The sequence below is a fragment of the Bifidobacterium sp. KRGSERBCFTRI genome, assembly GCF_025908335.1.
This window is the reverse complement of record NZ_CP109653.1, coordinates 468,198-481,841: the sequence shown is the minus strand read 5'-3', so window position 1 is coordinate 481,841 and position 13,644 is coordinate 468,198. Positions and strand designations below refer to the sequence as shown.

Sequence of the window (13,644 nt, the reverse complement as noted above, 5' to 3'; positions counted from 1 at the left end):
TTACGCAGATTGTCTCCACAATTACTCAGCACACCGACGGCGGCATGTGCGCACGAATGCGCACGCTCACGGATATGGAACAATCCGGCATGCGCCGTGCCGAACATGCTACGATTCCACCAGATCACGCGATATATCGCACAGACGACGGAAACCGAATCCGAAAACGCAGCACATCACGCGATGCCGACGCTGATGCCGGAGGACACGAGGAACATGCAGGAACCATTGGGCAACCCGTACCAGAATCCCGAGAGCACACAAAGCGCGCAGAGCGCCGCCGGCCTTGGAACCGATCCATTCTCGCCGGTCACCCCAGTCTCCGTCGGCGGCCAAGGGCAATCCGCTCCCACGAACCAGTCAGTGCAAACCTACCAGCTCCCCTTCCTGGCGAAGGTTTCCAGGCTCGCGCCCATCCCGGGCGACCCCACGAATTCGCGCTATGGCATCGTCATGCGGCTCAAAGACGTCTCGCAGCCACAGAACGGACTCGGCTACATCGTGCGTTTCGCCGACGATCCCGCCACCGGCAAGCAGAACAACAAACAGGTGCAGATCATCGCCTGGATCTCCAAGAGCCTCAAGGTCTACCCGACCACCGTGCCGCTCACCAACGACCCGAGCACCAACGACGTCGAAGGCGAACTCCATTTCGACGCCTGGACCGACCAGAAGAACCTCGGCGCCGTGCGCATCCAGTCGAACGACGGTCTGAACCGCACCATCACGATCGGCGAGCTCCAGCTCGACTTCTCGGGTAGCGGCTATTCCACCGGCTCGCTCAACGGCATCGCCACCGCCTCCTCTGTCGATCTCGGCCCGTACGGCCCCGCCGCAACCAACTCAGCCGCCCCAGCACACGCAACCAACACCGGCTCCGCCAGGCACCCGCTCAATTCGCTGCTCGCCGCATTCTGGCTCGCCGCTGCCCACTTCCCGAAGCTGCGCGGCGAACAGCTGGGCATGGGCGCCGGCCGCATCGTTGAAATCTTCCAAAATATGCAGAACAAGCCGCTCGCCGACGCGCTCGACGAGATCATCTGGCGCGGCACCACGAATTCGAACACCGCGAGCCCGTTCGAGCGGTTCGCCGCACGCCAGCTCATCGAGGCGGGAGCCGGCCAGATTCGCGAAATCACCGCCGAGCACAATCTCGACGTCGTGCAACTCGACAGCACCGGCCAGTTCTGGATGCGTTTCAACCGCAACGAGATCACCGGTCTGCAGCGTGACATCGTGCTCTCGGTGGAGGGCGCGCTGAATCGTCTCGCCGCCGCCAGCCGTATCGCCGCCAAGTATGACAACGGCATGGGCTTGGTCACCACGCTTACCGAGGCGCAGGATTACCGCGCCGGCTTCGACGAGTTGCATGAGTGGGACACGCACACCTCGTTCATCCAGTCGCGCGCCGACGCCCGCAATTCGAATCTCACCGTGCGTGGCGCCACGGCCGCACGCGGTGGCATGTGGGACGTCATGTCGCGGTTCGTAGACATCTGCGAACGCCTCATTCTGCCGTACCGCGTGGAGTACCGCTGCGATGCGAATCCCGACACCGGCGAGATGGTCGTCAATTTCACGGTTCCCACGTCGCTGATGATGCCCGCCAGCGTGCTCACCGACTCCGGCTGGGTCGGCATTCGCGAGCAGCGCGCCGCCCAGGCCGCCTCCTACGCGCTGCGGCTCGCCGGCATCATCGCGCAGGCCGCGTTCACCGCGGGCACGAACATCACGTCGCTCACGGTGAACGGCACGCTCGGATCGGTCACCGGCGCGCCCGTGCTCTCGCTCGCGTTCACACGCACGCCGTTCATGATGGGCACGGTGCCCGCGTTCATGGCCGGCCAGTTCAACGATCCCGCGCTCGACAGCGACCCGGCTGCCGTGCTGCAGATGCTGCGCCCTTCCGCACAGGTCATCTCCTTTGGCCCGGACCGCGGACTCACGCCGATCACCGCGCTGCCGATCCCACAGGCGATCCTCGCGCATCGTGTGCCGCTGTGGCGCGATGACCGCGAGCTGCCCGACGATCTGAAGGCGCTGCTGGGCGCCGATTTCGGCCGCGACCTCGATGTGATGTACGACGGCGCGAGCATCAAGGGCGGTGAGATTTTCCAGATTGCCGAGCAGAACGAGGACTCTCCCATGTCCGCCTCGCTGGAGATTGAATCCGCGCTGATGGGACTGCAAAGCGAGATGCCCGATCTCGGCGAGCGCAAGCCGCTGTACTGCGAGCATCCGCTCATGCGCCTGCTCGTCGCGAATCTGCCCGACCACACGCCGCAGACCCGCTACGTCAAGGCTCCCGACGCGCTGTACAACTCGCATATCGCGCTGGCTCGCATCCACCGTGATTCCGGCGACCTCGACGGTTCGCTCGCCCAGCTGCAGCAGGCGCTCGCGCTCGCGCCCACCACCGCGCAGCCGTTCGTCGACGAGTCGATCACCTATGTGGACATCGCCGGCGACCATGCGAAGGGCGCGGACGTGCTCACCCGCGGTCTTGCGGTGGCGGTGATGCCGGGCGACGTGAACTTCATGTATTACCGTCTTGCCTATTCGCTGTGGCAGACCAACAATCGCGAGGCGGCGCTCGCCTGCTACGCGTTCATGTTGGGCATGGGGTTCCACGCGCAGTATGAGGAGGCTGCCGAGGTCGAGGTGCGTGAGCTCATGCAGGAGATGGGCGTGGATTCGCTGCCGGATATGGATGCGGTGACGCACACGCTCAACAAGCATGGCATTCCGGTGGCGCCGCTGACCTCACAGACTGAGCTGCTCGCCAAGGCGGCGATCAGACTCGTCGACGCCGGCTTCCCGCTCGCCGCCGACGAGGCGGTGTGGGCGCTTGGCGCGTTGAGCAACGACGACCGACTGGGTGCACTGCGCCAGAGCTTGCGTTTCGGTGTGCTCGACGAGGATGCCGTGCTCGCCTCCGAGCGTCCCGCCAACTGATCCCCAATCTGCGCCCCTTCCTGCGTAAAAAGGGACATCCGCGCGTCCCAAATGATCCTTTTTACGCAAATGAAACACATGGATCACAGCGAGCCAATGCCCTGCACGCATCCCCCGGCGTAGCCCTGCGTAAAAAGGGACATCTTCACCCCCTAATCTGTCCCAAATTACGCAGCGGAGTGGTAGGCAGCGGAGAGGTTACGCAGCGAGATTCGCAAGATCCGGGAGATCCGCGAGATCCACGAGATCCGCGCTCACTCGCGCTCGCCGTACACCTCCGTCACGAATTGCCGCAGGCGCACGATCGCCTTTCTCAGATGCTCGGTCTCCACGCAGTACGAGAGGCGCAGATAGCCCGGCATGCCGAACGAGTCCGACGGCACCATGAACAGGTCGTATTCCATCGCCTTGCGTGCGAACTCGTTCGCATCCTCCTCGAGCGCCTTCGGGAATATGTAGAACGTGCCGCTCGGCCGCACCACTTCGAATCCGAGGTCGACGAGCGCGTCGTACAGCAGATTCATATTCGCTTCGTAAATGGAGAGGTCGCTGGTGTCGTCGATCACACGCTCCACCGCGAGCTGCATCGTGGAGCTCGGGCAGTTGTGTCCGATCGTGCGGCTGATCTGCGCGAACATCGGCACGAGCACGTCCGCGTCCGTCGCACGCGGGTTCACCGCCACGTAGCCGATGCGCTCGCCCGGCAGCGAGAGTGATTTCGAGAACGAGTAGCAGGTGAGCGTATTGTCGTAGAACTTCGCCGGGTATGCCTGCGCAGCACCGTCGAACATGATCTCGCGGTATGGCTCGTCGCTCACGATGAAGATGTCGTGGCCGTATTCGGTCTGCTTGTCGCGCAGAATGCCGGCCAGACGCTCCAGCGTGGCCGCCGAGTACGCCGCGCCCGACGGATTGTTCGGCGTGTTGATAAGCACGACCGCCACGTTCGGGTTGAGCGCACGCTCGAATGCCTCGAAATCAATCTGGAATGCAGTGGTGTCGGGCGGCACCACGGTGAGTGTGGCGCCCGTGCCCTCCACGTACGGGATGTATTCGGGGAAGAACGGCGCGAACGTGAGCACTTCGTCGCCCGGCTTGGTCACCGCGCGGAATGCGTGCGCGAGCGAGCCGGTGGCGCCCGACGTGGGGAAGATGTGCTGCTCGGTGTAGTCCATGCCGAAGCGGCGGTTGAGCGAGTCCGCCACGGCGCCGCGGAACGATGTGATGCCCACCGACGGGCTATAGCCGTGCAGCGCGCTCGGCGCCTCGTTCTCGTACAGGTCGATCACCGCGTTCGTGAACGCCGGCGTGCACGGTACGCTCGGGTTGCCGATTGAGAAGTCGAACACCTCGTCGGCGCCGATCTCCGCGCGCCGCGCCGCCGCCCGCTCCGAGATCATGCGGATCACCGACTTCTCACCCAACATTGCCTTGTACTTCTCGTTGATCATGCCAAGCCTTTCGCTATGCCGTAGATTATCCGTAGATTCCCAGACCCATCCTATGCCCCCACGTCACGCGTTATGTTTCCTGCCGTATTTCGCAAGTTGCGCGCGGATTTCGCCGATCACCGACCTGCCGTGCTCCGGTTTCATCTCTGGGTAGGCGTCGAGGAGCCTGCGCTGCTGCCAGTTGAAGGTGCCGTGCAGTTTCTCGGCGAGCTCGCCGTCGCGCATCCGCTCGCGCGCGCCGTCCACATGCACGCCCACATGCTCGTATACAGATTCCTTCACACGGCTCGCCACGCCTTCCGCATGCTGCTCGATCTGTTCGATGCGCTCGTCTGCGGCCGTGATATGCACGTCCATTTTGGCAATCTGCTCTTTCTTCACAGATTTGATATATTCCTCGGCACGCCCGAGTTTGCCGTTCATGCTGATCAGGCCGGCGAGGGTCACGGCGACGTCCGCCATGAGGATCACGAACAGCGTGATGCTCACGATGTTGAGCCAGAGCGGGTCGAGGCGGTCGAGCATGCGCATGACGGCGGGCTGCACCCATTCCTTCACCACGGTGCAGCCCGCGGCGAAGAACAGGAAGCCGTTCAAATAGACACGGCCGTTGATGTTGAACGGCTTGTTCGAATAGTCCCACAGCCGCATGTGGAAGAGTTTCTCTATGCCCCATGAGGTGATGTATTCCAACGTGCAGGCGAGCACGCCGCTGCTCAGGAACACGGCGATGAGCGAATGCTCGTCGTGCAGCACGAAGATCGCGAGCGCCGCGCCGAAACCGTAGATCGGGCAGATCGGGCCATTCAATATGCCCCGGTCCACGAACCGTCTCTTCATCACGATGTTGAGCCCGGTCTCCCACACCCATCCGACGAAACTGTAGAGGAGGAACCATACAAACGTTTTTTCCACTGCTGCAAGCCACATACCTTCACTGTCTCATACGCCCCGTATGTCGTGCTCCCATACCCGGTTGCGCTGGCAACGATACGGCCGGACTTATTCATCGCCTACTATGGAAGTGATCAATCGGAGGGCAATATGGCAACGATCATCGACTACGTGGCGCAGGAGACGCGCGACTTCTCGGAATACCCGTTCCATGTTGCCGACGCGCTGGTCTACGCGATTCTGAGCTATGACAAGATCCCGCAGGAGGTCCCGCAGCTCTCCTCCCTGCTCGAATGCTTCGGTTCCATCTCCAGCAAGCTGCGCAACTTCAATCTCAAACACCCTAGCCGTTCGCTCGCCGCACTGTGGCGCACGCCATTCCCGGGACCCACGCTGCGCGAGGTGGAGGAAAGACTGCACGAATACGAGCTCACCCACCCCTATTGGGAGCATCATTCCGGCTTCTCCGACGACGATGAGACCCCGCACCGCTTCTACCGCTCGATCAAACGCAATCCGCGGTTCGCCGTCACCCGCATGAGCGCCGCCGAGGAGCGTTTCGACATCTCGCAGCAGACCCAGTACGCCGCCGAGACGTTCCAGCTGCCCGACGGCACGCTGCTCGTCGCGTTCCGCGGCACCGATGATTCGCTCACCGGCTGGCGCGAGGATTTCAACATGGCGTTCACCTACCCGGTGCCCGCGCAAAAGCAGGCCGCCGACTATCTCGAAAAGGTGGGCAGACTCTGGCCGAACGCGCGCATCATGCTCACCGGCCACTCCAAGGGCGGCAATATCGCGATCTACGCGGCCATGAACGCGCGCGACCAGATCAAAGACCGCATCGAACGCATCTACGCTTTCGATTCACCCGGATTCAACCAGGACGTCGTCTCCAGTTACGAATACGGCACGATCGTCGACCGCATCACCAAGCTCGTCCCGGAGTTCTCCATCATCGGCATGCTGTTGCAGTCGAGTCCGCGCGAACATATGATCGTCGTCAAATCGAACGCCGACGGCCTCATGCAGCATTCCTGCTACACGTGGCTTATGGACGGCGACCGCTTCGACACGGTTCCCGCGCTGTCCGAGAGCTCGCGAGATTTCCGCGGCGCGTTGAACACCTGGCTGAACGGCATGACGCAACGCCAACGCGAGCATGGCGTGGAGGCGCTGTTCCGCGTGCTCTCCTCCGGCGGACACTCCACCATCACCCAGCTGCGCACGGATGGCATGAAAGCGCTTCCGGGGCTGTTCTCCTCCTATGTCGGGCTCGACAGTGAGGACCGCCATTACATAAATCAGGCCATTATGCTCCTGGCCGGGACGCGTTTCACGCACTGACTTCGACCAAACGTGCTCCAGAGCATTGCCACAAGCTGATTTTCCGGCCATATGAAGCTCATGAACACTAGACTGAAGGTACACATGATGTGCATACATATGCAGTGTTGATGAGCATCGCGCAGATTATTCCACCACCATATCGTGCATGTCCTTATAGGTGAGGAGTTCTAATGCCAAGGCCGCGTCGAGACCCCGAAGTTTTACCGGCGCAGCAGCGTTTGGAGAATGCGTTCTGGGCGCTCCTGCGGGAACGACCGTATGGGAAGATCACGGTGACCGACATCGTTCGAGAGGCCGGTGTGAACCGTAACTCGTTCTACTACCATTTCTCCGGGTTGCCTGAGCTTGCCGATGCCACGATCATGCATGCCGTTGAAAGCATACCGATCATGGACCACGCCACCACTGCCGAGAATCTGTGGCAGGAATGGCAGCGCACATGCATCGTGGCGTTCAACGACCCGCAGATGCGCAAGCAGTTCGACCATCTTGCCCTGCTTGCCGGCCCGCATAGCACGATCGAGCTCACCGAGGCATTGCGTGATTTCATTCGCCTGACGTTGCTCGGCAATTTCGATCTGGATTACGATCGCATCGACCTGAGCACGCGCATCCTGCTCGATTTCACGGTCGGCGGCATCGTCGGCGTGCTGCGCGATTGGCCGAACATCGAGCATCGTCTGTCGCCCAACGATCTGACGAATCCCGACATCGCCACCGTCGCCGCGAATCTGCGCACCGCACTCGATTCGAGCGAGCAACGCCGCCCTGTGCAGTCCCTGCGCTAGTCCGCAGATTCCGCATGTGGTGACCACCGCACGCTACGCTGGTACGCATGGAACATGTGCTTGACTGGTTGAAGGCGAACAGTGGGAGGATCATCTTCCTCGCCATCGTCATCGCGTTAGCATTCGTGGTGACGCGTTTGCTGAGCCGTGGCCTGCGCAAGGTGCTCGAGCACAACAAGATCCCGCAGGCGTCGATCTTCATCAACATCGCGCGCGTGCTCGTCTGGGTGGTCGCGCTCACCATCGTGCTGCACCCGGTGTTCGGCGTGAGCCCGGCGAGTCTGTTCACCGCGCTCGGCATAGGCGGCCTGGCCATCTCACTCGGCCTGAAGGACTCCATTGCGAACACGATCGGCGGATTCACGCTCATGTTCTCGCATGTGATCCAGCCAGGCGACACGGTGAGCATCAACGACACGACCGGCGTGGTGCAAGACATCAACTGGCGGCAGACCGTGGTCCGCGAGCGCAATGGCAATCTGATGATGATCCCGAACTCGGTGCTCAACACCACCGCGCTGGAGAAGCTCGACCCGGCGAACGAGTGCCTGGTCACGATCCCGTTCACCGCCAAGCCTGACGTCGACACGGCCAAGCTCGCCCAGGATCTGCTGAGCACGGTGAACACGCACGCGCGCTCGCTCATGAACCCGAAATACAAGGCGGTCGTACGCTACACCGGCTTCACGAGCGACGGCGTGAGCGGCAACATCGTGGCCTACGCGAAGCACGGCGTCGCGCTCACCGCGCTGTCGGACGCCATCGCGCGCGCAGTGCACAGTTCCAAGCTCAATCTGAACTTCACGGCGTCCTCATTGGTCGGCATTGACGAAAGCGGTGCGCTCACCGGCAAATCTACATCACGTTCATAAGCGCCAACACCATGCCGAACACCGTCAGCGTGATGAACACGCCCATGCCGGCGTTGACGAACGCGCACGAGCAGGCAGTGCCTTTCGGCAGTTGCGCGGGCGTGACGTAGAACTCGAGTCTGCGGCATTTCACAATGAGCAGCACCACGCCCGCGACCACGGCCACCAAATACAGCAGAATGTACAGCATGGCGGCCACGCCCACGACGAGTTCCGGTCCGGACACATCGCCGGCATCGAGCGCGGCGGAATGGGCGTCGCTCCAGTCACTGAAGAACGGACCGACCACGCTGCCCAGGAAATTGATCGCCATGTGCAATCCGATCGTGTATTTGAGCTGGCTTGTGCGCATGTAGATGTACCCGAGCACGAGCCCGAGTCCGAACGCGTAGAAGAACTGGTACAGATTCAGGTGGAACAGCGCGAAGACGAGCGCCGACACCACTATTGCCAACCGCTCGCCGTAGCGGCGCACGCGCGCGATGATCTGCTTGCGGCACAGCCACTCCTCCACGATCGGGCCCACGACCACCACGGCGAGAATATTGAGCCATGCCGGGATTCCGCCGACAATGTTGTCGAGACGGTTCTGTGCCATGCCGCCCGAGAACAGCGCGGCGAGCGCGTTGCCGAGCAGTCCGCCCACGAACACGATGGCCAGGCTCACGAGGAACCATTCGAACAGTTCGCCGAAGGTCATGCCGAACTTGCGCGTGGGCTCCTCGGGCACGCTCCTGAGCATCAGGTAGGCGAGCGGCACGGCCACCAGGTAAAACGAGCAGTCGGAGACGAGCAGCGACACCCACATCCAGTGCGCGGCTTCGCGGTGCAGCATGCTAATGCCGATCCCGAGCACGAACACGAGCGCCATCCACACCACGATCATCACGCTGAACGACGCCCCTATGCGCGAGTAAGACCTGCGCGCGGATTCCACCGCATTCCGTTCGCCCATCTGATTCATCGGCGGTTCCTGCCAAGGATTCTGCTGCGGTTCCTGCCAATACTGCGGCTGCTGGAACTCGCCCTGCCACGCCTGCTGGAATTCACCCGCCCGTGTGTTCTGTTGCGGACTCTGCGGGCGTCCCGGTTCGGTCATTGTGCTCCTTGCGCTCATCTGCCATGAAATAGCCTCAGATTACCAAACCCGCCTTGTTGCCGTCCTCCTGTTCCATATCCGCCCGCTCTTACCCAGTTTTGCGAAACAAACCAAGTGGACCGCACTTGATTCCGCTCGGCAGTGTGCCGCCGCGGTAAAGGAACACGGAAAAAGCGGCACCCGAAATTCCGGATGCCGCCCTGTCGCGCGAATCTGCAAGCAAATCTGCCGCGGATCAGTCGTTGGTGGAGGTCTTGTCGTAGAGTGTCTTGCCCTCCGACGTGATCACAATGCGCACCGAGTAGGTGTTGCCGCCGTCCTCATTGAGCTGCGAAGCCGCGGATTTGCCCACCGAATTGAGGCTCTCGGCCAGCGAATCGGAGTATTCCGCGAGCGAGGAATCCAGGTCGAAGGTGAGGATCAGTGTGTTGCCCTCGGCGGAGACGCTGCCCTTCATGCCGTCCGGCAGACCTTGAATCTGCTTTTCGAGCTCGCTCTTCACGGTCGGGTTCTTGAGCGCCTCTTCGAGCGTGATCGAGCCGCCGGTGAGCTGGCCGCCGATGTCGTCGATGTCGTTGTCGATATCCTCGTCGATGTCCTCATCAATGTCTTCGTCGGGGTCCGTGGTGCTCTGGGTCTGCGAATGCGTGGCGCTCGGCGACTTCGAATCGCTGACGATCTCGTTCGTCGCCGCCAGAACACTGTTGAACACGATGATCGACACGATGATGGAGACCACGGTGAGCACGCCGCCCACAATCGTACCGGCGAGCGAAAGATTCTTGCTCGCTTTGCTGCCGCCGTGCTTGTTGATGTTCACCATTGCGATGATCGACACGATCAGACCGATGAGCGGGAACAGAATCGCCAGAATGAGACCGACGATTGCCATCGTGTTGTACTTGTCGGTGGGACCCTGCGGCGGGTACTGATCATAGCCACCCTGCGGCGGGAACTGTGCCGGGCCGCCGTATGCGGGGCCACCCGGTTCACCGTAGACCGGCGCTCCTCCCGTGGGCGCTCCGTATGCCGGCTGCTCGCCGTACTGCGGTGCCGCGTTCTGCGGGGCGCCGTAGTTGATCTGGGTCGTCGGCTGCGTGCCCACCGGCTCATACGGGGTGCCGTACGGCTGCTGTGCCGGCTCGTTGCCAGTGAACTGAGGCGCAGATTCGGCATGCCCGTAATTCGAGTTGCCGTATGCCTCGCGCCCCTGCTCTGGCGCTGCGTTCTGTACATATGGCTGTGCCGGTTCCTGCGGCTGCGTGTATGGGTTCGGATTGGCATTCGGATTCAGCCCGTACGGATCCGCCGGCGGCGTGATTGGCTGTGCTGGCTGTTCGCCACCGGTGTACGGATTTTCTGGCTGTGTCATTATTCTCCCTCTGTCGAAAAACAGCAACAGCCTATCAAATTCGCACTTGGTGTCTAGTCAATCATTCCATGTTTTTATAGTTTGCTTTCTCAGATTGTGTCGCTTGAAGATTGTTTCTCGCCACCCATGCATGTGGATGCTCAGAATGGTGGGATTAGTCGCTGCCGGTGAGGTCTTGTCGTAAATCGTCTTGCCTCCCGACAGCATCACCAGTGCACTGAGAACATGGCATTGCGTCAGATTGGCGGCAACGTACATCCGCGGCTCAGGCGAGCGCGCCTTCGATGAGGTCGGTGACCACGGTGCGGAACGGAATGCCCATGGCCTCCCACGCTTGCGGGAACATCGAAATCGAAGTGCAACCTGGCAGTGTGTTGATCTCATTGACAAGCACATCGCCATCTGCGGTCACGAAGGTGTCCACACGGCTCAGTCCCATGCCGTCCACCGCGTCGAATGCGCGTACGGCGGTCTCGCGGACGCGCGCGATCAGGTCATCGCCAATCTTCGCCGGAATCTCGGTGTGGCTCGCCTGGGAGTCCATGTATTTGCTGTCGAAATCGTAGAACTGGTCGTCGCCTTCGCTGCGCCGGTCGAGCACCACTTCGCCAGGTAGCGCGGCACGGGTCGGGTCGGTCGGGTGAATGCGCACCACAGCGCACTCGATTTCGCGCGCGTCAATGCCCTGCTCGACCAGCACGCGCCAATCATGCCGGCTCGCCTCGAACACAGCGGCGGCGAGTGCGGCTGCGTCGCCAATCTGCTCCACCTTGGTCACACCGAAGCTGGAGCCGGCACGGCTGGGTTTGACGAACAACGGGTACTGCAAACCGGCCTCGTTCACCTGCCGCAGGAATTCCTCGCCGTCGGTGGCGAACTCGTCGGAGGCGTCGTAGTGACGGGTGTCGAGCGTGATGCCCGGCGCCACCGGAATGCCGGCGGCGCGCAACAGCACCTTGGTGTAGTGCTTGTCCATGCACGCGGCCGAGGCGAGCACGCCGCAGCCCACGTACGGCACGCCCATCATCTCGAACAGGCCTTGGATCGTGCCATCCTCGCCAAACGGGCCGTGCAGTGCGGGCAGCACCACATCAATGTGACCGAGCGAATCAAGCGAGCCGTCAGCATTGCGGGCGTGGAACCCGTCGCCACCGTCGCCAATGGTGAGCACCACTTCGCGCGAATCGGGCGTCTCAACCGCCTCGGGGAGTCCTTCGGCCAGATTCCAACCGAGCGGATCCTGGCCGTCTACGAACCAGGTGCCGGTCTTCGTGATGCCGATCGGCACGGCCTCGAACAGTTCAGGGTCGAGCGCGCGCATGAATGAGGCTGCGGAGATGCAGGAAATCGAATGTTCGTCCGCCTTGCCGCCGTAGAGAACCGCCACCCGTGTCTTCGCCATTGCCATCTCCTTATGCCCGGGCATATTGCGCCCGGGATTCTGCTCCATGCCTTGTGAGCCGCCGCCTCCGCAATGAACGGAACGCGGCGCCCGCGCTGCCTCCCAAGAATACTAGCCGCTCTCCCCGCCCTCCACTCTTGCGGGCCACTTTACGGGCTGCTCTTACCGGCCAAGATAACTGTTACGGGCCAACATTTCCCTTACGGGCCAAACTATTTCTTACGGGCTAGCCTTTTCTGTTACGGGATGTCACCTGCCACGGACCAATCTACCCCTTACGGGCAAGGCCCCCAACGCAAAAGCGCGCCCGCAAACCAAATGCGGGCGCGCCAATCTACAAAAATATGCGAATTCGGGCGGGTCACTCCACGGTGATGCCCTGCGGGAACATCTCGGAGACCATCTGGCTGAAGGAGATGCCGTCGTCGAGCACGCGCGTGACGGCCTTGGCGAGCGGGGTGTCCACGTGGTACTTCTCGCCGAGCTCGACGACCGCGCTGGCCGTGGCGACGCCTTCCGCCACGCCGTCGCTCGCCTTCGTCGCCTCGGCAACACTCATGCCCTTGCCGAGGTTGAAGCCGAACGTGTAGTTGCGCGAGAGCGGCGAGCCGCAGGTGGCGATGAGATCACCCACGCCGGCGAGTCCGTGGAACGTCTCCGGCAGGGCACCGGCGGCAGTGCCCACGGCGGTGAGTTCGGCGAGACCGCGCGTCTCGATCATCGCGGCGGTGTTCTCGCCGTAACCCGCGCCGTGGCTCATGCCGACGGCGAGCGCGACCACGTTCTTCAGCGAGCCGCACAGCTCCAAGCCGATCACGTCGGCGGTGATGAACGCCTTGAAATAGTCGGTGGTGCACAGATTGGCCATCATGCGCGCGTTGTCGATGTCGGTGCAGCCGATCACGGTGGCGGCGGGCTGGCGCGCGGCGATCTGCTTGCTCAAATTCGGTCCGGAGACCGCGGCGAATCGCTGGGTCGGCAGATCGAGCGCCTCGCAGACCACCTGGTCCATGCGCTTGCCGGTGCTCTTCTCAATGCCCTTCATCAGCGAGACGATGAGTGCGGAATCTGGAATGAGCCCTTTGAATTCCTCGAGCGCGCCGCGTGCGTACTGCGCGGCGATGGCCACGACGACCACGTCGGCATGCGCAACCGCTTCGGCTCGGTCGCCGGTCGCCTTCATATTGTCCGGCAGTTTCTCCACGCTCGGCAGACGCACCGGATTCCTGTGCTCGGTCTGGATTGCCTTCACGATCTCCGGCTCGATCGCCCACATCATCACATCGTTGCCCGCATCGGCAAGCACCTGACCGAAGGCGGTTCCCCACGCGCCGGCGCCCAAAACTGTGACATTCGCCATGCCTACTCCTTACTTGAGACAGCTATTCTCGATTGTCGCTCGCTTTCGCCGTCGCGTCCCCGCATTGCGTTGCTAGCGCAAATCCGGCGAGCTGTTTGCCG

The 13,644-nt window shown here is 62.1% G+C and carries 10 protein-coding genes; 4 read left to right on the top strand and 6 right to left on the bottom strand.

The features are described from left to right. Positions 1-96: 96 nt before the first annotated feature. Complete coding sequence (locus OGI63_RS01940; RefSeq protein WP_004268338.1) at positions 97-2,955, top strand: hypothetical protein; 2,859 nt, start codon at positions 97-99, stop codon at positions 2,953-2,955. A 254-nt stretch (positions 2,956-3,209) separates the two neighbouring features. Here OGI63_RS01940 and OGI63_RS01935 read toward each other — a convergent pair whose 3' ends face one another. Together OGI63_RS01935 and OGI63_RS01930 are read right to left on the bottom strand one after the other, a co-directional pair. Further along, on the bottom strand, positions 3,210-4,406 hold the full coding sequence (locus OGI63_RS01935; RefSeq protein ID WP_004268336.1) for a pyridoxal phosphate-dependent aminotransferase: 1,197 nt from the start codon (positions 4,404-4,406) through the stop codon (positions 3,210-3,212). A 63-nt stretch (positions 4,407-4,469) separates the two neighbouring features. Then, a complete protein-coding gene (locus OGI63_RS01930) occupies positions 4,470-5,336 on the bottom strand; it encodes a putative ABC transporter permease (protein ID WP_004268997.1) in 867 nt (288 codons plus the stop codon). Positions 5,337-5,450: 114 nt separating this feature from the next. Here OGI63_RS01930 and OGI63_RS01925 point away from each other — a divergent pair, with 114 nt between their 5' ends. The 3 genes from OGI63_RS01925 (at position 5,451) to OGI63_RS01915 (ending at position 8,310) form a co-directional block, all read left to right on the top strand. Next, on the top strand, positions 5,451-6,647 hold the full coding sequence (locus tag OGI63_RS01925; protein WP_004268329.1) for a DUF2974 domain-containing protein: 1,197 nt from the start codon (positions 5,451-5,453) through the stop codon (positions 6,645-6,647). Positions 6,648-6,820: 173 nt separating this feature from the next. Then, entirely contained in the window at positions 6,821-7,438 is a 618-nt protein-coding gene (locus OGI63_RS01920) for a TetR/AcrR family transcriptional regulator (RefSeq protein WP_012619675.1), read from the top strand. A 47-nt stretch (positions 7,439-7,485) separates the two neighbouring features. After that, entirely contained in the window at positions 7,486-8,310 is an 825-nt protein-coding gene (locus OGI63_RS01915; protein ID WP_004268327.1) for a mechanosensitive ion channel family protein, read from the top strand. Here OGI63_RS01915 and OGI63_RS01910 read toward each other — a convergent pair. The 4 genes from OGI63_RS01910 to OGI63_RS01895 form a co-directional block, all read right to left on the bottom strand. Next, the gene (locus OGI63_RS01910) at positions 8,294-9,409 is read right to left on the bottom strand and encodes a CPBP family intramembrane glutamic endopeptidase (protein WP_004268326.1); all 1,116 of its coding nucleotides are present in this window, start codon (positions 9,407-9,409) and stop codon (positions 8,294-8,296) included. The two genes, OGI63_RS01915 and OGI63_RS01910, sit on opposite strands and share 17 nt — an antisense overlap. Before the next feature lie 235 nt (positions 9,410-9,644). Then, positions 9,645-10,781: a DUF4854 domain-containing protein gene (locus OGI63_RS01905; RefSeq protein ID WP_004268325.1), complete on the bottom strand. Its 1,137-nt coding sequence runs from the start codon at positions 10,779-10,781 to the stop codon at positions 9,645-9,647. A 265-nt stretch (positions 10,782-11,046) separates the two neighbouring features. After that, the gene (locus OGI63_RS01900) at positions 11,047-12,183 is read right to left on the bottom strand and encodes a D-alanine--D-alanine ligase family protein (protein ID WP_004268324.1); all 1,137 of its coding nucleotides are present in this window, start codon (positions 12,181-12,183) and stop codon (positions 11,047-11,049) included. Between the two features lie 361 nt (positions 12,184-12,544). Beyond that, positions 12,545-13,543: an NAD(P)H-dependent glycerol-3-phosphate dehydrogenase gene (locus tag OGI63_RS01895; RefSeq protein ID WP_004268319.1), complete on the bottom strand. Its 999-nt coding sequence runs from the start codon at positions 13,541-13,543 to the stop codon at positions 12,545-12,547. Between the last annotated feature and the right edge of the window lie 101 nt (positions 13,544-13,644).

What these genes read in the sequence shown, in the direction of transcription:
- OGI63_RS01905 (WP_004268325.1), bottom strand. Translation starts at nt 10,781, where the DNA reads ATGACACAGCCAGAAAATCCGTACACCGGTGGCGAACAGCCAGCACAG.
- OGI63_RS01900 (WP_004268324.1), bottom strand. Translation starts at nt 12,183, where the DNA reads ATGGCGAAGACACGGGTGGCGGTTCTCTACGGCGGCAAGGCGGACGAA.
- OGI63_RS01920 (WP_012619675.1), top strand. Translation starts at nt 6,821, where the DNA reads ATGCCAAGGCCGCGTCGAGACCCCGAAGTTTTACCGGCGCAGCAGCGT.
- OGI63_RS01930 (WP_004268997.1), bottom strand. Translation starts at nt 5,336, where the DNA reads ATGTGGCTTGCAGCAGTGGAAAAAACGTTTGTATGGTTCCTCCTCTAC.
- OGI63_RS01935 (WP_004268336.1), bottom strand. Translation starts at nt 4,406, where the DNA reads ATGATCAACGAGAAGTACAAGGCAATGTTGGGTGAGAAGTCGGTGATC.
- OGI63_RS01910 (WP_004268326.1), bottom strand. Translation starts at nt 9,409, where the DNA reads ATGACCGAACCGGGACGCCCGCAGAGTCCGCAACAGAACACACGGGCG.
- OGI63_RS01925 (WP_004268329.1), top strand. Translation starts at nt 5,451, where the DNA reads ATGGCAACGATCATCGACTACGTGGCGCAGGAGACGCGCGACTTCTCG.
- OGI63_RS01915 (WP_004268327.1), top strand. Translation starts at nt 7,486, where the DNA reads ATGGAACATGTGCTTGACTGGTTGAAGGCGAACAGTGGGAGGATCATC.
- OGI63_RS01895 (WP_004268319.1), bottom strand. Translation starts at nt 13,543, where the DNA reads ATGGCGAATGTCACAGTTTTGGGCGCCGGCGCGTGGGGAACCGCCTTC.